Origin of the sequence: Sphingomonas oligophenolica (assembly GCF_006438955.1) — a bacterium.
Taxonomy (GTDB): domain Bacteria; phylum Pseudomonadota; class Alphaproteobacteria; order Sphingomonadales; family Sphingomonadaceae; genus Sphingomonas; species Sphingomonas oligophenolica_A.
The window spans coordinates 47,566-67,122 of record NZ_RCZK01000013.1; the positions used below are offsets into that span (position 1 = coordinate 47,566).

Sequence of the window (19,557 nt, forward strand, 5' to 3'; positions counted from 1 at the left end):
GTAGCGCGCGCCGGTAAAGGCGGGATTAAGCGAACCGGCGGCGGCCGCGCGCGGCGGGGCTTGAGGCTGACGGTTGCGAGCGTTAAGGATCGTCGCCGCAAACGTTCAATTCAGGGATCGATCTCGATGGCTGCACACGGCGACATGAACATCAAGGCGCATGCCTCGACCTATGACCGCGTCATGGCGATGCTGAAATGGGGTACGGTCGGCTGCGCATTCATTGCAGCGATCGTCATCTGGCTGATCGCGTAAATCGTTGAAGATCGCCGTCCTCAAGGAGCAGGTGGACGGCGAACAGCGCGTCGCCGCGACCCCCGAAACCGTCAAGAAATTCATCGCGCTCGGCGCTGAGATCGGGGTCGAGGGCGGCGCGGGGCTGACCGCGTCGATCGACGATGCGGCCTATGCGGCGGCAGGCGCGACGGTGGCGGATCGCGCGGCGACGCTCGCGGATGCGGGCATCGTGCTGGGGGTCCAGGCACCCGATCCTGCCAACCTGCGCGGCGCGGCATCGGGGGCGTGGATCGTCGCGGCGATGAACCCGTTCGGTACCGGTCCGGGCGGCGGTCGCGCGACGATCGATGCCTATGCCAACGCGGGCTACGAAGCGCTCGCGATGGAATTCATGCCGCGGATCACCCGCGCGCAGTCGATGGACATATTGTCGTCGCAGTCGAACCTGTCGGGCTACAAGGCGGTGCTCGACGCCGCGGCCGAATATGGCCGCGCCTTCCCGATGATGATGACCGCGGCGGGGACGGTCAGCGCCGCCAAGGTGTTCGTGATGGGGGTCGGGGTGGCCGGGCTCCAGGCGATCGCGACCGCGCGGCGGCTCGGCGCGCAGGTTTCCGCCACCGACGTCCGCTCGGCGACCAAGGAACAGATCCAGAGCCTCGGCGCGAAGCCGATCTTCGTCGAGAATGTCGCAGGGATCGAGGGCGAAGGCTCGGGCGGCTACGCCGGCGAGATGAGCGACGAATACAAGGCCGCGCAGGCCAAGCTGGTGTCGTCGCATATCGCCAAGCAGGATATCGTCATCACCACCGCGCTGATCCCCGGCCGCCCCGCCCCGCGCCTCATCAGCGATGCGCAGATCGCGACGATGCGGGCCGGCAGCGTGATCGTCGATCTCGCGGTCGAAGCGGGCGGCAATGTCGAGGGCGCGGTCGCGGGCGAGGTCATCACGGTCCACGGCGTCAAGATCGTCGGCCACCGCAACGTACCCAGCCGCCTCGCCGCCGACACCTCCGCACTATTCGCGCGCAACCTCTTCAATTTCCTGTCGACCTTCTGGGACAAGGACGCGGGGCGACCCGTCCTCGACGAGGAAATCGGCGACGCGGTGCGGCTGACGCAGGGTGGCAAGATCGTGAACCCACGGTTGCTGAGTTAGTTGGCAGGTGCCGACAAGCTTCTCGAGGCGATGCGCGCGAATCCGCGCGACTGGCGGATCGGCGATATCAAGCGTCTTTGCGACGCGTTTGGCGTCACTTGCAGCCCACCGCGCAAGGGGTCACATTACAAGGTATCGCATGGAACGATGCCGATGATCCTGACGATCCCCGCGCATCGTCCGATCAAACCGGTCTATGTTCGCGATCTCGTCGCGTTCGTCGATGCCGTTCGGGAGCAAAGCGCATGAACCCGCAGGACTATGAGGTCGATATCCGGCCGCTCGCGGAGAAGGACGGCGGCGGATTCGTCGCGACCGTGCCCGACCTTCCCGGTTGCCGGTCCGACGGCGCGACCCCGCACGAGGCGCTCACCAACGCCTATGATGCGATCGCCTGCTGGATCGAAGGTGCCGAGGAACTCGGTCGGGCCGTGCCATCGCCGCGCCGCGCCGCGGCTTGAAAGGGGAATTCATGGACTTCATCTCGATCCTGTCGATTTTTGTGCTGGCGTGTTTCGTCGGCTATTTCGTCGTCTGGGCGGTGACGCCCGCGCTCCACACCCCGCTGATGGCGGTGACCAACGCGATCTCCAGCGTCATCATCGTCGGCGCGCTGATCGCCGCGGCGGCGGTCGGGCTCGGCGGCAGCGGCGCGGTGTCGAAGGGCCTCGGGCTGGTCGCGGTCGCGCTGGCGAGCGTCAACATCTTCGGCGGCTTCGCGGTTACCGCGCGGATGCTCGCGATGTACAAGAAAAAGGAACGACCGGCGGTCGTATCCAAATAGTTCGTCATCCCGGCGCAGACCGGGATCCATCGTGCCTGCGGTATTGGTGGAAAGATGGGCCCCGGCCTTCGCCGGGGTGACGACAAGGGGAGTGGAATGGAACACGCGATTTCGGTGAATCCCTGGGCGTCGCTCGCGTATCTGGTCGCGGGGGTGTGCTTCATCCTCGCGCTGCGCGGGCTGTCGAGCCCGGCGTCGAGCCAGCGCGGCAACCGCTTCGGCATTATCGGCATGACGATCGCGGTCGTGACGACGCTGGTGACGCATGTGCCGACGTTCCGCGCGGGGATCGATTGGGTCACCGTCGCCGAAATCCTCGCCGCGATCGGCATCGGCGCGGCGATCGGTCTCGTCACCGCGCGGCGGATCGCGATGACCGACATGCCGCAGCTCGTCGCCGCGTTCCACAGCTTGGTCGGGCTCGCCGCGGTGCTGGTCGCCGCCGCCGCCTATCTCAACCCGCAGGCGTTCGGGATCGCCGACATGGTGATCCCGATGATCGGGCAGCCGTTCGCGGTGATCCACCAGGTTAGCCGCGTCGAAATGGGCCTCGGCGTCGCGATCGGCGCGATTACCTTTTCGGGCAGCGTAATCGCGTTCCTGAAACTCAACGGCAACATGGGCGGCAAGCCGATCATGCTGCCCGGGCGCCACGTCATCAACCTCGCGGTGCTCGCCGGAATCCTAGGGCTGATCGCCTATTTCACAACCGACCAGAGCGCCTGGGTATTCTGGACGATCACCGCGCTCAGTTTCGCGATCGGGTTCCTGCTGATCATCCCGATCGGCGGCGCGGATATGCCGGTCGTCGTCTCGATGCTCAACAGCTATTCGGGCTGGGCGGCCGCCGCGATGGGGTTCACGCTCCACAACAGCGCGATGATCATCACCGGCGCGCTGGTCGGATCGTCGGGCGCGATCCTGTCGTACATCATGTGCCGCGCGATGAACCGCAGCTTCATCAGCGTCATCGCGGGTGGCTTTGGTGCCGATACCGGCGGCGGCGGTGCCGCGGCGGCGACCGACCGGCCGTGGAAGCGCGGCTCCGCCGAAGATGCGGCATTCCTGCTCAGCCAGGCCGAACAGGTCATCATCGTCCCCGGCTACGGCATGGCGGTGGCGCAGGCGCAACATGTGCTGCGCGAAATGGGAGACAAGCTGAAAGAACATGGCGTCCGCATCAAATACGCGATCCACCCGGTCGCGGGGCGGATGCCGGGGCACATGAACGTGCTGCTCGCAGAGGCCAACGTGCCGTATGACGACGTGTTCGAACTGGAGGACATCAATTCGGAATTCGCGCAGACCGACGTCGCGTTCGTCATCGGCGCCAACGATGTCACCAATCCGGCGGCGAAGACCGACAAGACCTCGCCGATCTACGGCATGCCCGTCCTGGATGTCGAAAAGGCGAAGACCGTCCTGTTCATCAAACGCAGCATGGGCGGTGTCGGTTACGCCGGAGTCGACAATGATGTGTTCTATATGGACAACACGATGATGCTGCTCTCCGATGCCAAGAAGATGGTCGAAGAGATCGTCAAGTCGCTCGACTAGACTGGACAGCGACCGCGTCATGATGGAATAATGGCGTAGGACGACTATCCGCGCGACCCGGGTAGATCGATTTTGATTGCGCACGTCCGTCGATCGGCGGTGGCGCATCGCGATCGTTCGATGGGGGGCAGTCATGACGCGCGAACCGGACCCGATGACGAGCTACGCCGACACCGCGGCGCCGCCCGTCGTGCTGGTTGGCGACGCGGCGACCGCGGCTGACCCGATCGCGGCGATCCGCATGGTCGGGGCGCGGCTGCTCGAGCGGATCGACTGGGTGGATGCGCCGCGATCGATCGGGCGGCACGCGGCGCGCCCGGTGCTGCTGCTCGAGATCGAGGGCACGCCCGACCACATCGTCGAGGCGGCGCTCCCCGCCATCGCCGCGTCCGTCCAGGCACTCGACCTCCAAATCGTCGTGGCGCTGGCGACATCGCAAATCGACTTGGTCACCGCGCATCTCATGGGCGGGCGGGCGCAGATGCTGTGTGAACCGACGGTCGCCGATCGCATCGTCGCGCTGACGATTGCGATCGAGGCCAGCCACGGCACCGTCCTCCACGACAGCTGGCGCGAAACCGAGACCGCGCGGCTCCGGCGGCTGCATGATGAGGTCGCGCGGATCGCGGAAATCCTCACCCAGCTGACGCGAATCGACCAGCCGTTCAAGGCCGACATCGAGGATCGACGGCGCGGGTACGATGCGGGGCCGATCGACGCGGGTGATATCGCCGCGCAAGATGTTCGGCGCGCGATCCGCGGCCGGCGATTGCGCGATCAGTTCTTCGGCGAGGGACTGTTCGAAGACCCGGCGTGGGACATGCTGCTCGACCTCTATGCCGCCGAACTCGAGGGCTCCCAGGTATCGGTGTCGAGCCTGTGCATCGCCTCCGCGGTCGCGCCGACGACTGCGCTGCGGTGGATTTCCAAGCTGACCGACAGCGGCCTGCTGGTGCGGCACGCCGACACCGTCGATCGCCGCCGGGCCTTCATGACGCTGGCGCCGTCGGTGAGCGAAGCGATGCGTGGCTATTGGCGCGCATTGCAACGCGCCGATCTCAAGCTGGGGTGACGCGGCGGGCTTGCAGAAACCATGCGCTGCGGGCATTGGCATCCCATCGACCGTCGCGGAGCAACGCGGCGGGTCGGGCGCTTAGCTCAGCTGGTAGAGCGGCTCGTTTACACCGAGTAGGTCGGCGGTTCGAACCCGTCAGCGCCCACCATTTCTACAGCGTGCGGACCAGCATCGTCGCGACCGCGATCCAGGGCGGATCGGCGACGACCAATTGGCGCGCGCCGGGACCGGGGGGCAACAGGTGGAGCCGGTCGCCCGCTTCGCGCCCGATCAGGCGACCGAACACGAACCGCCCGCCGGGGCGCGGCACCAGCACGTCACGGTTAAGCGCGCGCGCAAACGCGTCGGGGGCGAGCATCGCGCACCAGATCCGGTCGTCCGTGCGGTAATCGCCGACACTCGCGACGACGGTGACCGCTACCGCGCCGGGAGCCGCAACCGGCGGCGTCGCATGAAGCGGGCTGCGGGGGGCGTGCGCGCCGTCGCCGTCGAGCAGCGCCGCGACGGGCAGCGTCGTGCGATCGGGCAGTGTGACGAGATCGCCCGCCGCGACCCCGAGCGCCGCCGCGATCCGGTTGAGCCACGCGACCGACACGGTGCGGGTGCCGGTTTCGAGCCGACCGATGGTCTGCGCGGTCGTCGGCGGATCGCAGGCGCGCGCGACATGCTCCAGCGTCAGCCCCTTGGCGCGGCGGACTTCGCGGATCGCGGTGATCATCCGGATTCTCCTATCTGGTTATTTCTCTGTCCTACAACGATCCGCTCCTGGCAAGTACGTCCGCGACGGGGTAAGGAGAAGGCGATGCGCGAACTGGTGGAACGGCAGGTCGGCCTGGGACGCAGCGTGACGGTAAACCTGCGCGAATCGCCGCTCGGCTGGCTCGCCGCCCGCGGGCTGGTCGACCCGCGGCAGGTCGAGGCGGGCGAACGGCTGCGCGGCGATTACGAAACCGCGCAGATCGCGCCGGGAACGACGATGCGCTGGGATGTCGTCCGGGTCGACGGCGGCGGGGGTGACGGGCTCGATCCCGGCCTCGCGCAGATCGCGGCAAAACGGCGATTCGATGCCGCGATCGCCGCGGTCGGGCCGGGGCTGTCGGATATTTCATGGCGGGTGGTGTGCGCGGGCGAAGCCCTTCCCGTCGCGGAGAAGGGGCTGGGCTGGCCGACGCGGTCGGGGCGGCTGGTGTTGACGCTGGCGCTCGACCGGCTCGCGGATCATTACCGGTTGCGGTAGGAAGCGGCATCGCGGCCAGAGGATATGTCATGCGGTTCGAGATCGTAAAATGCCACGGGTCGGGAAACGACTTCCCGCTGATCGATGCCCGCGGGATCGTGCTGAGCGACGATGAGTGGGCCGCGGTCGCGCGCGCGCTCGCCGATCGCCGCGGGCCGGTCGGCGGCGATGGCCTGTTGCTGTTGCTGCCGGGTAGCGACGACGCGGCCTTCGCGATGTCGATGCGCAACAGCGATGGATCCGAAGCGGAGACGTGCCTCAACGGGCTGCGCTGCGTCGCGCGGATGGGATTCGCGGCGACCGGGGTCGCGGCGGCCGTAGTCACGCTGAAGACATCGATCGCGCGGGTCGAGCGCGCCGACGATGTCGCCGCGGGTGTTTATGGCGTGCGCGAGACCGCGGGGCCGGCGTCGCTCGACAGCGCTGCGTGGCCCGCCGACCTGGGCACCGACGCACCCGTGATCGACGCGGTGATTCCGGCGATGCACAGCGACCGGCGGTTCACCGCGGTGGCGATGCCCAACCCGCATCTGGTGACGTTCGTCGACGCGATCGACGAGCACGAACTGGTCGCGCTGGGCGAACGGTGCGAAGCCGCACCCCCCTGGCTGCCGCGCCGCGCCAACGTGTCGTTCGTCCGGGTGCTGGGATCCGGGCGGTTGTTCGTGCGGACGTTCGAGCGCGGGGTCGGGCTGACCGACAGTTGCGGCAGCGCGATGGCGGCGTCGACCTATGCGGCGTGCCTGTCCGGTCGCATGGCCTTCGGCGACGAGCTGATGGTGCTGAACCGTGGCGGACTGGTGAAGGCATCGGCGAGCGCGGAAGCGATGGTGACGATCGTCGGCAACGCGACCTGGGAATGGCAGGGATCGATCGAGGTCGACCTGGCGCGCGAAATCGCGGGCGCGCTGACGGTGACGCGGCATTTCAACGACGAGATCGCGGCATGGGCGGCAGTGGCGGAGGCGGCGCGCGTGGCGTGACCTTGTGTGACCTTTGCGCGACGGCGGAACGCTGAAACGCATCGCCGGATGAACCAGCGCCGGTCCCGCTCGTTGAGCCCTGCGAGGTGGAACATGACCGGCGAGACCCCCGAGGACGAATTGGCGACGCGGCAGGACCCCCGGCTGTTTACGGTCGGTCGGGCGTTGCGAGCGACCTATGACGCGGACAACCACGACAGCCTGGATCCGGTAGCGACGGGGTTGATGCTCGATCTGGCGCGGGTCGAGCCGCCCGTCGCGCCGCGCATTGCCGAGGCGGGCGCGGGGCCAGTGCGCGCGACGTGGATGGCCCGGATATTGGGACTGCTGCCGCGACGGCATTAGACTTCTAGGACGCCGGCCTACCGCCGGTTCGGCGCGCTTCCGGCCAGCCGTTCAGAACTCCTTGCGGATCGACAGCTTGCCCGTCCCGAATCTGGCGCCCGATCCCACGCCGCCACCAATATCGGCCCCGAATTTCCAACCACGCCCCAACTCGATATCGGCGCCCAGGTCGGCTGTGAACGTGTCGCGCAGCCAGTAATCACCCCGCGTGGTATAGCGGAGATCAGCGATATCGGCATAGGTCGACCAACTGGGCGTCTGCATCGCCGAACTCGTGCCGCCATTCGCCGCGCACCCGCGGGGTCCACCCCGCCATCGGGAAGGCAAACCGCGCCCCGAGCACGCTAGCCACCGATTGCAGGTCGCGCAGCCCGAAGGTGAGCCCATAGATATCGCCCCCCACTTCGGTATAGCGATCGAGCCGCGCGGCGAGATAGTCGATCCGCCCATAGGCCGATGTCTCGATCGCCCCGCCCTGCCGGTCGATCCCGCCGATTCGCGGCGCGGGCGAAATCCTGCAACTCCATGCCGTCACCCCCCGTCCAGCCGCCACCTTGTCGCGATCCCGCCCGGCGCGTCAATCGCCGCTGGCGTTCGACAGCGGCACGCGGATTGCATCGGTGTATTTGGAGGACAGATTACGCAGCGTGTCCGAAGCCTCCTGGCCTATTGATCGCGCGGGCGGTCATGGCCCCAGATCGATGTCTTTGGCGTTGGCCTTGCGCGAAGAACCGCTGCCGAAGCCCAATTGCTTGGCGACCGCACCGTTCCAACCATAAGGATCGGTGCGGAAGGCCACTTGGCCCTTCGCGTCGACGAAGGCGTTACGATAGAGCAACCGCACCGCGATCGGCTGCGGCAGCGGGACGAAGCTCTGGTCGCCCGCCTGGCGCGCCTGCTGCCATTCGCTCTCCACCCCTTCCTGCTGCGCGATCATCTTGGCGAACCCCAGCGCGTCTTGGACGCGGATGCAGCCGTGGCTGAGGTCGCGCTGGGTTTGATCGAACAGCGATCGATTGCTGGTATCGTGGAGGTAGATCGCCTGGTCGTCCTGCATGTCGAACTTGACGAGCCCGAGCGCGTTATCCGGCCCCGATGGCTGGACCCAGAAACCATTGACCCGATGCATGTTCTTCGCGCGCACCGTGGACGAGGAGACCGGGATGGACTTCGGGATCGTCCAGGTCGGGTTCGCAACCAGCCGGTACAGCGGCGCCTGGAGCGGCGGGGTCTCGCGCCCCGGCTGACCGACGATGACCCTACGCTGATCGACGAGCTTGCCGTCGCGATAATAATCGAGCGTCGCCGCCGCGGCGTTGACGTCGATCCGCGTCGCCGGCGGGGTCCGCGACAACCACCGCCGCCGCTCGAGCGCGACCGCGAGCGCGCGCGCCTTGTCCGCCGGGCCGATGTTGATCACCGCCAGCGTGTCGCCGCCGATCACGCCATCGGTCTTGATGCCATAATCCGCCTGCAACCGCTTCACCGTTGCCGCCAGCACGGGCGTATATGGCGGCGCTTGGCCATCGCCGGCGGCGGGAACCGCATCGCGGGCGAGATAGCCGTTGGCGGCAAGCTGGGTCGCGATCTCGTCGACCCGTGAATCATGGTCGCCGACGTGGATGGTATCCTGGTCGGCGATCGTCGGCGTCTTGGCCTGCGCGGCGGCGCGGCTGTAGCCGACATACGCCTTCGCCAGCCGCCGATAATCGTCATCCTGTGGCGCGAGACCCGCGAAATACTGTGCTACTTGGTTCTGTTGCAGCGCCTGCTGAAGACCAGCCGCCACGTCGGTCTTGGCGGCGCGGATCGTATATACCTCATGGAGCGTGGTCGGATCGACCGCGCCGCCCGCCAGCGCCGAGGCGTAGCCCAGCGCCGCCTTGGTCCGCGCCACATCGCGCTGCGCGGGGCTCATCGAGGCATCGACCTTGCCGAAATCGATCCGGTCGAGCCCGTTGAGCACGCGCGAACCGATCGTCTGGTCGAGCGCGGCGGTGGCGGCATCGGACCACAGACCGTGCCACCCGACCTTGGCGTAGAAATCCTTGACCGCCGAATCCGACGCCGCCGCCTTGAGCGCATCCGCGGCGATCGACGGCGGCGTCGCATCGAGCGTTGTCTCGTCCGCGGCGGTGGTCTGTGGATCGGGCTGCGCCTCGTTCGACGGCGCCTGCTTCGCGCACCCCGCCAGCGCGATCAGCACCACAAAGGCGCTCGAATATCGGATTTTCATGAAAAGCAGCCTTGCGACGGGAACGGGACGTGCGGGAGGCTACAGGTAGGCGCGCACTAACCTGCTATCAATGCTGCTGAATCTGCGGCCTCGTCAACCCACTTCGCGCTTCACCCGCATCGAGAAGGCTGCGCACGCGTTCGCGCCCGATGTCGCGGATGCTCATCGCCCGGTTCGCGCTCAGCGCAAAGCATCCGATCGATCGCGCTGATAGGAGCCGCTTGCTCGGTAGAGGTCGATCTGGGCTTCGATCCGCTCTTGTAGATTGATCAATCGGGCGTCCTGCGCCGCGATGATTTCGTCCTGGGTGATGAGCAGATCCCGCAGGTCGGCATCGCCCTCCAGATACCGTTGGCGATCGAGCCGCACGGTGCGCTCCGCAGTAGCGACCATCCGATCGAGCAACACTGCGCGCGCTTGGGCATGATCGACCGCGGATCGCGCGTTCTCGACCTCGACGAACGACTGGAGGATCGCCTGACGGTACAATTGCACCGCCTCTCGCTGACGCGCCGACGCGAGGTCGAGATCGGCCTTCAACTGGCCGCGATTGAAGATCGGCGCGAGCATGTTGGCGCTGAGCACGATCGACGAGAGCAACGGCGTGCCGAGCGAGGCCTGCGCGGCGCGCCCGAGCGCCAGTTCGATCGGGGGAATGAACGCCGCGCGCGCACGCGTCACGTCGCCCCCCGCCGCCGCGAGCCGGGCCTCGGCGGCCTGGATATCGGGCCGATGGCGGACCAGCTGGGCAGGGCTTGGCAACGCTATGGTGGGCCCGACCAGCGCGTCTAGATCGCCGGGCATCGAGCGGAACGACGGAGCCTCGCTGCCGACCAGCAACGCCAGCGCGGTGCGGCTTTGGTCGAGCGACTGCCGCAGCCGTTCCTGCTCGGTTCGCAGATTTTGGACGCGATTGTCCTGCAGGCCGACGTCGATCAGCGTGGCGCTGCCTTCGTGTTGGCGCACCGTGATGATCCGCAGCAGTTCGTCCGCCTGCACGATGTTGCGCGCGAGCAGCGACAGCCGGGCATCGATCGCGGCCTGCGTCACGAACGCGCGCGCGATCTCCGCGGCTACCGCGATCGTCAACGCATCGCGGTCGTAGGCGCTCGCGCGCAGCCGGTCGGCCGCCGCACGCTTTCCAGCCTTCAGCCGCCCCCCCACATCGACCGTCAATCCGGCGTCAAGGCTCGCAAAACTGTTTCTGAAATCAAGCGGTCCGCCGCGCCGCGACTGGCTGAGCAACGGCGATCCCGACGCCGTCACCACCGGCAGCGTCGCCCCGCGCGCGCTTTTCAGCAACGCCCGCGCCTGATCGATCCGGGCTTGCGCGCCAATCAGCGTCGGGCTCTCCCGCAGTGCCTCCGCGATCAGCGCGCGCAGCCGCGGCGATCCGAGATCGATCGTCCCGGACGCGGCATCGCTGGTCACGCTGGCGCGATCGGGCGTCGTCGGCAGCGGGCTCCAGTCCTCGGACAGGATCGCGGGCGGTACGGTCAACCACGGATGCGGCGCGCACCCGCCCAGCATCAGGATGGTCGCGCCGATCGCGCGACGGGAAGAGCGGCGAGTCGTCATCCCCGCGTGGTAACCCGACCGGTTTAAGATTTGCTGAGCCGACCCGCGATGGCTGCGGCGGGGAACCCGCCCGCGCCTGGCCACCTGGGCCGCGCGCGCCGCTTAACGCGTCCTTCAGCATCTCGCGCTACCTGCGGGGGGTAACGCTGAGGACCATGCATGACAGAGACCTTGTTTCGGTTGGAAGCGATCGAGGCGAAGCGGCAACGGCTTACCGGGACCGTGATCGCCGCCACGCCACCGCAGTCGCAACTTTACACCGCGATGATCGGCGGGGTCGTGCTCGTGATGATCGCGTTCCTTGCGTTCGGCAGCTACGCGAGCAGCGCGACCGCGCGCGGGGTGGTAGCGGTCGACAAGGGCATCACCCGGGTCTTTCCAGCGTCGGCGGGGGAAGTTCGCCAGATCGTGGTCGCAGTCGGCGATCGCGTCGTCGCAGGCCAGCCGCTGGTCGCGCTGTCGATGGCGCAGGGCAAGGGCGGACTCTCCAGGCAGATCGCCGAAATCGACCGCCAGTTGGCCGAAATCGATAGCCAGCTGGGCATCGCGCAGTCGACCGGCTCGGTCGGCACCGCAGGGCTCGCGCGTCAACGCGCCGGGCTGGAGGACACGATCCAATCGCTCGAGCGGCAGATCGCGATCGGTCGCAGCCAGATCGCGCTCGCCGGATCCACCGTGGCGCGGCGCGAGCGATTGTCCAAACAAGGTGCGGGCAGCCAGGCCCAGGTCGACGACGCGCAGCGCGACGCGCTCACCCGCCGCGCCGATGTCGAAGCGCTCGAGGAGCGGCTTTCGGTCGCCCGCAACAGCGTCGCGGCGCTGTCGATCCAGTCATCGCAAGTCGCGCTCGACGCGTCGAAGGCCCGCTCGCTACTCCAAGCGCAGCGCGCCGCGCTGACCGCCCAGCGCGCCGATCTGCAGCGCCAGGATCATCTCGTCGTGTCCGCACCGATCTCGGGCAGGATCGGCGACATCGCGGTCGAACTCGGCCAGCGCGCCACCAGCGCCCAATCGCTGGTCACGATCGTACCGTCCGACAGCAAGCTCGAGGTGCGGCTGTTCGCGCCCTCCAGCGCGATCGGGTTCGTCCGCCGCGGTCAGCGGGTCAGGCTCCGGTTCGACGCGTTTCCCTATCGCAAATATGGCTGGGCCGAGGGCGCAGTGACCGAGATTTCGCGGGTCGCGGTCGATGCGCCCACGGTCGACACCACCAAGCCGGTCGAGCCCGTGTTTCGCGTCCGCGTGCGGGTCGACACGTTGCGCGGGATGAAGGTCGATGACGCCGCATTGCGTCCCGGCATGACGCTGACCGCCGACCTGTTTCAGCAGCGACGCCCGCTCTGGGCGCTGATCGTCGGCCCGATCTCGGGCTCGGTCGCGTTGTGACCGAACGCTGGAGCCCCTATGCGCGGCTGAAGCCCGTGCTCCAGGCGGAAGCGGCCGAATGCGGGCTGGCCAGCCTGACGATGATCGCGCGTCATCACGGGCATAAGGTCAACCTTGCCGGGATGCGCCAACGTTACCCCACCTCGCTCGGCGGGATGACGCTCGAAGCCTTGATGGCGACCGCGGCGGACATGGGGCTGGCGCCGCGTGCGGTGCGGCTCGACCTCGATGAACTGGGACAGCTCAAGCTGCCCGCGATCCTGCACTGGGATCTCAGCCACTACGTCGTGCTCGAATCGATCGTCCGCGGCGGTGCCAAGGTCGTGATCCTCGATCCCGCCAAGGGCCGCAGCGTGATGCCGCTCGACACCGTGACCCGGCATTTCAGCGGGGTCGCGCTGGAATTGATGCCGACCGCGGCGTTCGAGCCGGTGATCGCGCAACCACGGACCCGATTGTCGGACCTGTGGAGCAACATCGCCAATTTCCGCGGCGCGATGCTCCAGGTGCTGATGCTGTCGATCGCGTTGCAGATCACCGCGCTGCTCATCCCCTTTTATATCCAGATCGTGATCGACGATGCGATCGCGCAGGCGGACGCCAATCTGTTGCTGTTGCTGCTGTTGGGCTTCAGCGCGATCTATCTGTTGAACGCGGTGACCAAATCGGTGCGCGATTGGGTGCTGCTGACGCTCGGCCAGTCGCTGTCGTTCGACCTTGGGGGCAATGTCGTCCGCCACCTCATCCGGCTGCCGCTCGCCTATTTCGAACGGCGTCACGTTGGCGATCTGCTGTCGCGGATCGGGTCGATCAATCCCATCCAATCGCTGCTGACCCGCGGGCTCGTCAATATCGTGATCGACGGCACATTGGTGTGCACCACGTTGATCGTCATGATGCTGATCAGCCCGTGGCTGGCGCTGATCGTCCTGGTGTGCACGCTCGCGTACATCGTGTGCGATCTGATCGCCTATCCCGCGTTGCGTCGTCGCAACGAGGAGGAAATCCTCGCGCGCGCGGGCGAGGAAACCTATTTGATGGAAACCATCCGCGCGGTGCGCGCGGTAAAGCTTCATGGCCATGAGGCGCAGCGCGAAAGCGGCTGGCGCAACCTCTATGCCGACGTCATGACCGCCTCGTTCCGCTCGCGGGTGCTCGAGATTCGGGTCAGTTTCGCCGAGAACGCGTTGTTCGGCCTGGCCTTCCTGCTGTGCGTCTATTTCGGCGCGTCGCAGGTGCTGTCGGGCAGCATGACGATAGGCGTGCTGCTCGCCTTCCTTGCCTATCGCGGCAGCTTCGTGACCAGCGCCACCTCACTGGTCGATCAGGTCCAGCGCTGGCGGTTGCTCGGGCTCCACCTCGAACGCCTCTCGGACATCGTCGGGGTCGAGAAGGAGCAACTGGCGCCGCACCATCGCAAGGCGCTACTCGCCGGACCCGAAATCCGCTTCGATAACGTCCGCCTCGGCTATGACCCGACCCGACCGCCGGTACTGGAACAGATCGCGTTCACCGTGCCGGCGGGCTCGTTCGTCGCGCTGACCGGGTCGAGCGGCGCGGGCAAGACGACGTTGATGCGAATCATGCTAGGGTTGTTGCAGCCCGATGCGGGGCAAATCGTGATCGATGGCGTGGTGCTCGGCAGCGCGACGATGTCGTCGTGGCGCGCGCGCACCGGCGCAGTGCTGCAGGACGATTGCCTGCTGACCGGGACGCTCGCCGACAATATCGCGTTCTTCGCCAGCCGCGTCGACATGCGCCAGATCGAGACCGCGGCGCGCTGTGCCTATGTCCATGACGACATCATGAAGATGCCGATGGGCTATGACACGCTGATCGCCGACATGGGGTCGGCGCTGTCGTCGGGTCAGCGCCAGCGCATCCTGCTCGCGCGCGCGCTGTATCGCGACCCCGACGTGCTGATCCTCGACGAAGGTACCGCCAACCTCGATCCGCCGACCGAGATCGCGATCGCGGACATGATCGCAGCGATGCCGATCACCCGCTTCGTCATCGCGCATCGCCCCGCGCTGGTCGAACGCGCAGACTATGTCGTGACGATCGAGGAGGGGCGGCTGCGTGTCGTCTCCGGCCCCCAGATGAAGCAGATCACCGCCTCCGCCTCCGCTTGAGCACGGGTTGGACGGGCGCTGCCGGGGTGTCAGCGTCGCCGCGTCGCCATCGTCTCGGTTACGTTCACGGTCACCTCGATCTCGTTGACGATCGGCAAGACCGCCAGCCGCTTGGCGAAGATCGGATCGAAAAAGTCACGCAACAACGGCGGGCGTTTGGCGGCGAAATAGAATTCGGGATCGTCGGTCACCCGCGACGACGCGATCATCGCCAGTTCGTCCTTGCGGGTGACCTCCTCGATCACGCAATAGGCGTGGGTCACGCCCATCGCGCGGAGCGCATAGGCACGGTGGTAGCCGTTCTGCAGCAGGATGCGCGATCCGCTCCGGACCCCGCTCAACAAATTCGCGCTATAGCCGATCCCCAATCCCAGCATCGCCGCCCACGGCCCGAAATCCCCCGTGTCGCCGATCGGCAGCGGCGGCAGCAGCCGCAGCTTGTGCGCGCGCAGATCGGTCGACGGCGAACTGAAGCGGTAATGGTGTTCGCCCAGCCGCGCGATCGTCACCTCGGGCAGCGCGGCGTCGATCGGGAGGCACAGATCGAACAGCGCCACGGCATCGTCGCGCAGCCCCCGCGCCGCGACGTCCTCGAACCGGTGGCCGTGTTCGACATGGATTTGCGCAACGACGAGCTTGTCGAGTTCCACCTTGGCGATCGACGCCGGCAGGCCGTTGAAGGTTTCGCGGAACGCCGAGGTCGCCATCACCGCCGCGGCCCGCGATGCGAGCGATGGCTCGATCGCGACGACGCCGATCGTGTCGGCCAGTCCCGCCTCTTGCGATTCGAGATCATAATAGCAATCGTTGGCGCGCCGCCATTCCTCGACGAGCGCGCCCACCGCGATCGTATCGCCGCCGATCACCTTGGTCTCGACGAACCGCAGATAGTCGTTGAGGTGCGGCTGGCCGAGCAGCCAGATCAGGTCGGATGCAGCCGAGGGGGCTGCCAATGGTGATGAGGTCAAGAAACGATGCTCCGCTTGGTGAGTCGATCGTAACGTCGAGGGGTTGCGATACCGCTAAACGCGATCGCGCGCGACCGCGATGTCGAACAAGCCGCTGGAATCGAGCGACAATCGTATATCGCTCACCGCATGATGCTTGTCGACCATGGTTAACAACCGTTTCATCATGGGACATGGATTGCGTAAGTTAATCAAAGACTAACCTGCTAGGTCTGCGTATTCTTCTGGACATGCACTGACGGTGGTGCAGCGACCCGACAGGAGAAATTTCATGCGCGATCTTCGTCTCAGCGAACTCAACAGTGTCTATGGTGCCGGCGGCTGCGGTTGCGGCAGCTCGCCCCAGGGCCCCGGCAAGGGCAGTAAGAACAAGGGCAGCAAGAACAAGGGTAGCAAGAACAAGGGTAGCAAGAACAAGGGCAGCAAGCACAAGGGCAGCCGGAACAAGGGCAGCAAGGGCTGCTACTGATCCGCTGAACGCGCTCGGCGCAAGCTGAACCAGGGGTGGGGCCAGACGGCACCCACCCCTTTTTCGTTAGATACCCACGCGGCGCGCGGCACGGCGCTCAGCTGAGCCACCCGGTGATCGCGTAACGACGGTCCACCGCCGACGGGGTGACGAGCGATACGCTGTGTCGTTGCGGTACGGCAAACAGGTCGAGCGTGTTGAACCGCGGCACGAGCCCGCTGACGCTCGCGTCGTCGTCGCCGTGAAAGAACAATATCCCGCCCCATTCGGGCCGCCACAGCGGCGTAAGCCCATAGACGTACGCCGCAACCCGATTCTTCCCGGGCACGTCGTCGTCATGCACCGTCAGGAAATCGCCTGGCCCATAAGCGGTGGCATGGCCGTCGCTGAACACCGGTGCCGCTACCCCGGTGATCGTCCGCAGCACCGCGGCCATGGCGTCGCTCGCCATCAGCGCGGCGAATCGGTGGAGCACGTCGGCGTCACGCTCGCGGTCGGATATATCCGTCGGCACGTGCAGGCTTTCGTAGCGATACTGGAAATCCCGACGGGCTCGCTCGAACGCCTCCTGGTCGAGGCGGCGACGCCTCTTCCGCTTCATCGTCGCGCGCTCGCTGACTGGCATTTTGAGGACGCCGTCGACGGTATTGGTGAGGTGCCACCAATCCTGCCGTTCCTTGAGCCCGTAATAGAGTGCCTCCGCCGAATCCTCGTCGAGCAGGCCCGAGATACGCACCCGGCCGTGCGCCGCATAGGCCATGGCATATGCCGTCGGATCAAAACCGGGATCGAGCTGAAGCGTCATCATGTTGAGCCTGCCAGCATTTCATGATTTTCACGTTAAGAGTCGCACCTGAGCGCGGCAAACAGATCGGGCTCGATCGTCAACGAGGCATTGACGGCCACCTCGCGGCCTGAACCGACTGCTGGCACTGCTGGTGGCCCATAACCGGCATTGTCGGCGGTGCCAGGGGGGCCGCGCGCGCTCGGCTCGCTGAACGCGAAGCCAACTGCTCCCGATCGGCTACTTCCACGTCGTGATCACGCTGCACGCAAAGGTCGCCAACATTTCAAGCCGTGCTCGCCTATCTGGCGCGGTCGCGATCTCGAACAGCCGCCTCCTGCGGTTCGACCAGACCGGCGTGACGTTCCGCTACAGGGGCCGCGGCGTGGCACGCGCGGGTTTCATGACGATGTGAACGGTTCTACCGCTCGCAGCGATGGCGAGCGCACCGTTGATGAAGCTCGCCCGACGGCCGTCGATCGTGGCCGTGCCCGGTTCGCCCTCGAGCGGCCACGACAGCGCGAACCCTGCGTGCGGACGCGCGTTGCCGCCGATCGTCGCGACGATTCCATCACCCTCGGTGCGCATCGCAAAATCGAGCGTACCGCTGGTGGTCCGCAGCCCTGCGATCGCCACGCCACCATCCGCCAGCCAGTCGCGATCGAGCCCCGCGCCCAGCACGATCGCGCCGTCGCTGCCGGGTTCATAGGCGAACAGGTCGAGCGCCGCCCTGACGAAGTCGGACGCGACCCAGGCATGCGGCATGTCGCCGATAAAGCGAATGGCGCGCGGGCTTCGGCCGACCACCTCCGCCCAGCCGTTCCAGGCGGCGGGGCGGCGGTCGCGCATGTAGAAGTCGAGCAGCGCGTTCGCGCGCGTCCGCCAGCCCAGCCGGACGAACGCCGACACGTTGCGCAATTCATACGGCGTATAGTCGGTCCAGTCCGCATGTGGCGAGCGCCGTGCGGACACGCGCTGCCACTGCCGCTCGAAGGTGCTGGTGAGCAACGCCCGGTCGAGCCCGGTGAGTTCGCCCGCGGGATCGAGCGCGATCGTCGTCGAAGTCGCGTCGAAATCACCCAGGCTGGTCGCGCCAGGAATGAAATCAATTCCGAATCCCGTCGTCGAGGCGTGGATCGCGGCGCGGATATCGCCGGCGAATTCATCGCGATGTCGCGCGATGGTGCCCGCCTCAGGCCTGCCGAGCATGGTCGCGGCGAAGGCGGCGTCCTTGTATCCGGTCAGCGCCCAGAAATCATCCCACAAGCTATACTGAGGCGCGGAGGAATAGCCTTCGTGGCTGATCGACGGCGGCATCAGGCCATAGCCGACCGCGCGATCCCCCACCCGATTGTCGGGCGTGCGTTCCGATTGGCGCTGCGCCTCCATATAGCCCAGCGCGGCCTCGATCCGCGGCCATTCGCGGTCCAGCAGATCGCGATTCCCCGTGAAGCGATAAAGCTGGACCAGCAGGTGGATGAACTCCCCCTGCGCATCGTTTTCGGGCACCGGATCGGGACCGCGATCATCGACGCAGCACGGTACCTTGCCGTTCGCGAACAGCTTGCCGCCGTACCGCGCCGCGGGGTGCATCAGCGCGCCTTGGTCGAACCCTGCGGTCGCCACCATAGTGGGTGCTACGAGCGGGGCGAGCACGCGGGCGACCGGCGCGTCACCCTCGATCGCGGGCGGGCTGGTGACCGCAAGCTGCCGCTCCCGCCACGCGATCGCCGAAATCTGTGCGATGCCGCCCTGCTGGCTCAGGAACTGCGCGGGCGGATTGACCTGGAACGGCCGCATCGCCAGCACGAGGCGCAACCGCTTCGTGACCGCCGCGTCGTTCACCAATCGCCATCGCGCGAGCAGACGCGGCGCAGTCTCGTCCGCGACCAGCGTCGTCTCCAGATGCCAGTCCGGCCCGCGCCAGGTCACGCCGGGCATCGGCAGATCGCCGTCGCGCAACGACTGCGTGGTCCGGACGTTCGCCCAATCGAAGGTCGTGCCGTCCGCCGCGACGCACAAGTCGACCGGGCGCCCCAATCCGCCGGGGCCGCTGACCGAATACAAAGCGCATTATCGCGACTATCCCAATGCTGCGCGCTTCGCGTTCGGCCACGGACTGACCTATGGCAAGATAGCTTACTCGGGCTTCGCCGCAGATCCGGCGACAGTGGGGTGGGACGGCGCGATCGCGATCCGGGCGACCGTGACGAACAACGGCGCGCACCCCGCCGAGGAAGTCGCGCAGCTCTATATCCACGACGTCGCCGCGAGCATCACCAGGCCGGTTCGCCAACTCAAGGCCTATCGCAAGATCACACTCGCGCCCGTGATATTCCCCCGGTTCGGCGGACACGCAGGGTTAGCCGGTCATGCTCCGCTCGGCTTGCTCGGGGGTTAGATATCCGAGGGCCGAGTGCATGCGGTGCCGGTTATAGTAGCCCTCGATGTATCCGAACAGCGCGTGCCGCGCTTCGGCCTGTGTCGCCCATCGGCACTGATGGACGAGTTCGACCTTGAGGGTGTGAAAGAAGCTCTCCATCGGGGCATTATCGTAGCAATTGCCGGTGCGGCTCATTGAGGGCGTCGCGCCGATCGCGGCCAAGTGATCGACATAGGCGCCGGCC

General features: G+C 66.8%; 22 protein-coding genes, 1 tRNA gene and 1 pseudogene. 15 read left to right on the plus strand and 9 right to left on the minus strand.

All coding sequences use genetic code 11. The annotated features are described in order from the left end of the window. Window positions 1–126: 126 nt before the first annotated feature. The 7 genes from EAH84_RS13320 (at window position 127) to EAH84_RS13355 (ending at window position 4,960) form a co-directional block, all read left to right on the plus strand. Entirely contained in the window at window positions 127–255 is a 129-nt protein-coding gene (locus EAH84_RS13320; RefSeq protein WP_241656605.1) for an aa3-type cytochrome c oxidase subunit IV, read from the plus strand. A 4-nt stretch (window positions 256–259) separates the two neighbouring features. After that, entirely contained in the window at window positions 260–1,396 is a 1,137-nt protein-coding gene (locus tag EAH84_RS13325; RefSeq protein ID WP_140872505.1) for an NAD(P) transhydrogenase subunit alpha, read from the plus strand. Between the two features lie 245 nt (window positions 1,397–1,641). Beyond that, complete coding sequence (locus EAH84_RS13335) at window positions 1,642–1,857, plus strand: type II toxin-antitoxin system HicB family antitoxin (RefSeq protein ID WP_140872507.1); 216 nt, start codon at window positions 1,642–1,644, stop codon at window positions 1,855–1,857. Window positions 1,858–1,868: 11 nt separating this feature from the next. After that, window positions 1,869–2,180: a proton-translocating transhydrogenase family protein gene (locus tag EAH84_RS13340; RefSeq protein ID WP_140872508.1), complete on the plus strand. Its 312-nt coding sequence runs from the start codon at window positions 1,869–1,871 to the stop codon at window positions 2,178–2,180. Between the two features lie 96 nt (window positions 2,181–2,276). Further along, on the plus strand, window positions 2,277–3,737 hold the full coding sequence (locus tag EAH84_RS13345) for an NAD(P)(+) transhydrogenase (Re/Si-specific) subunit beta (RefSeq protein ID WP_140872509.1): 1,461 nt from the start codon (window positions 2,277–2,279) through the stop codon (window positions 3,735–3,737). 133 nt (window positions 3,738–3,870) lie between these two features. Continuing rightward, window positions 3,871–4,809, plus strand: a complete 939-nt coding sequence (locus EAH84_RS13350; RefSeq protein WP_140872510.1) for a hypothetical protein — start codon at window positions 3,871–3,873, stop codon at window positions 4,807–4,809. Between the two features lie 75 nt (window positions 4,810–4,884). Continuing rightward, window positions 4,885–4,960 (plus strand) — tRNA-Val (locus EAH84_RS13355). Between the two features lie 3 nt (window positions 4,961–4,963). Here the strand turns inward: EAH84_RS13355 and EAH84_RS13360 are convergent. Then, window positions 4,964–5,530, minus strand: coding sequence for a helix-turn-helix domain-containing protein (locus tag EAH84_RS13360; RefSeq protein ID WP_140872511.1), 567 nt, complete (start codon window positions 5,528–5,530; stop codon window positions 4,964–4,966). An 84-nt stretch (window positions 5,531–5,614) separates the two neighbouring features. Between EAH84_RS13360 and EAH84_RS13365 the strand changes: the two genes are divergently transcribed. The 3 genes from EAH84_RS13365 (at window position 5,615) to EAH84_RS13375 (ending at window position 7,377) form a co-directional block, all read left to right on the plus strand. Beyond that, a complete protein-coding gene (locus EAH84_RS13365; protein WP_140872512.1) occupies window positions 5,615–6,049 on the plus strand; it encodes a DUF6456 domain-containing protein in 435 nt (144 codons plus the stop codon). 29 nt (window positions 6,050–6,078) lie between these two features. Beyond that, on the plus strand, window positions 6,079–7,032 hold the full coding sequence (gene dapF / locus EAH84_RS13370; protein WP_140872513.1) for a diaminopimelate epimerase: 954 nt from the start codon (window positions 6,079–6,081) through the stop codon (window positions 7,030–7,032). A 93-nt stretch (window positions 7,033–7,125) separates the two neighbouring features. After that, window positions 7,126–7,377, plus strand: a complete 252-nt coding sequence (locus tag EAH84_RS13375) for a hypothetical protein (protein WP_140872514.1) — start codon at window positions 7,126–7,128, stop codon at window positions 7,375–7,377. Window positions 7,378–7,428: 51 nt separating this feature from the next. Here the strand turns inward: EAH84_RS13375 and EAH84_RS13380 are convergent, their stop codons facing one another. The 4 genes from EAH84_RS13380 to EAH84_RS13395 form a co-directional block, all read right to left on the minus strand. Beyond that, on the minus strand, window positions 7,429–7,641 hold the full coding sequence (locus tag EAH84_RS13380; protein ID WP_140872515.1) for a hypothetical protein: 213 nt from the start codon (window positions 7,639–7,641) through the stop codon (window positions 7,429–7,431). Further along, window positions 7,601–7,912, minus strand: coding sequence for an autotransporter domain-containing protein (locus EAH84_RS13385; RefSeq protein ID WP_206663970.1), 312 nt, complete (start codon window positions 7,910–7,912; stop codon window positions 7,601–7,603). Before EAH84_RS13385 ends, EAH84_RS13380 begins: the two co-directional genes overlap by 41 nt. A 150-nt stretch (window positions 7,913–8,062) precedes the next feature. Continuing rightward, window positions 8,063–9,613: a L,D-transpeptidase family protein gene (locus tag EAH84_RS13390; RefSeq protein WP_140872517.1), complete on the minus strand. Its 1,551-nt coding sequence runs from the start codon at window positions 9,611–9,613 to the stop codon at window positions 8,063–8,065. 180 nt (window positions 9,614–9,793) lie between these two features. Beyond that, the gene (locus EAH84_RS13395; protein WP_140872518.1) at window positions 9,794–11,191 is read right to left on the minus strand and encodes a TolC family protein; all 1,398 of its coding nucleotides are present in this window, start codon (window positions 11,189–11,191) and stop codon (window positions 9,794–9,796) included. 159 nt (window positions 11,192–11,350) lie between these two features. Here EAH84_RS13395 and EAH84_RS13400 point away from each other — a divergent pair, with 159 nt between their 5' ends. Further along, the gene (locus tag EAH84_RS13400; protein ID WP_140872519.1) at window positions 11,351–12,577 is read left to right on the plus strand and encodes an HlyD family secretion protein; all 1,227 of its coding nucleotides are present in this window, start codon (window positions 11,351–11,353) and stop codon (window positions 12,575–12,577) included. Further along, the gene (locus EAH84_RS13405) at window positions 12,574–14,709 is read left to right on the plus strand and encodes a peptidase domain-containing ABC transporter (protein ID WP_140872520.1); all 2,136 of its coding nucleotides are present in this window, start codon (window positions 12,574–12,576) and stop codon (window positions 14,707–14,709) included. Before EAH84_RS13400 ends, EAH84_RS13405 begins: the two co-directional genes overlap by 4 nt. A 29-nt stretch (window positions 14,710–14,738) precedes the next feature. Here the strand turns inward: EAH84_RS13405 and EAH84_RS13410 are convergent, their stop codons facing one another. Then, window positions 14,739–15,677, minus strand: a complete 939-nt coding sequence (locus tag EAH84_RS13410) for a hypothetical protein (protein WP_140872521.1) — start codon at window positions 15,675–15,677, stop codon at window positions 14,739–14,741. Window positions 15,678–15,948: 271 nt separating this feature from the next. Here EAH84_RS13410 and EAH84_RS13415 point away from each other — a divergent pair, with 271 nt between their 5' ends. Next, window positions 15,949–16,146: a hypothetical protein gene (locus EAH84_RS13415; RefSeq protein WP_140872522.1), complete on the plus strand. Its 198-nt coding sequence runs from the start codon at window positions 15,949–15,951 to the stop codon at window positions 16,144–16,146. Window positions 16,147–16,243: 97 nt separating this feature from the next. On the opposite strand, the gene EAH84_RS13420 is transcribed toward EAH84_RS13415, so the two are convergent. Then, window positions 16,244–16,951 carry a 2OG-Fe(II) oxygenase gene (locus EAH84_RS13420; RefSeq protein ID WP_161978398.1) on the minus strand — a complete coding sequence of 236 codons (708 nt, stop codon included), beginning with the start codon at window positions 16,949–16,951 and terminating at the stop codon, window positions 16,244–16,246. A 142-nt stretch (window positions 16,952–17,093) separates the two neighbouring features. Between EAH84_RS13420 and EAH84_RS16640 the strand changes: the two are divergent. Next, a pseudogene (locus EAH84_RS16640) lies at window positions 17,094–17,219 on the plus strand (transposase zinc-binding domain-containing protein); the annotation flags it as partial. 80 nt (window positions 17,220–17,299) lie between these two features. Here the strand turns inward: EAH84_RS16640 and EAH84_RS13425 are convergent. After that, window positions 17,300–18,871 carry a hypothetical protein gene (locus EAH84_RS13425; RefSeq protein ID WP_241656606.1) on the minus strand — a complete coding sequence of 524 codons (1,572 nt, stop codon included), beginning with the start codon at window positions 18,869–18,871 and terminating at the stop codon, window positions 17,300–17,302. A 28-nt stretch (window positions 18,872–18,899) separates the two neighbouring features. Here EAH84_RS13425 and EAH84_RS16420 point away from each other — a divergent pair, with 28 nt between their 5' ends. Then, window positions 18,900–19,331, plus strand: coding sequence for a fibronectin type III-like domain-contianing protein (locus EAH84_RS16420; protein WP_338326041.1), 432 nt, complete (start codon window positions 18,900–18,902; stop codon window positions 19,329–19,331). Here EAH84_RS16420 and EAH84_RS13435 read toward each other — a convergent pair. After that, the coding region (locus EAH84_RS13435) for an IS3 family transposase (protein ID WP_140869999.1) at window positions 19,293–19,557 on the minus strand (265 nt) is incomplete at its 5' end. The two genes, EAH84_RS16420 and EAH84_RS13435, sit on opposite strands and share 39 nt — an antisense overlap.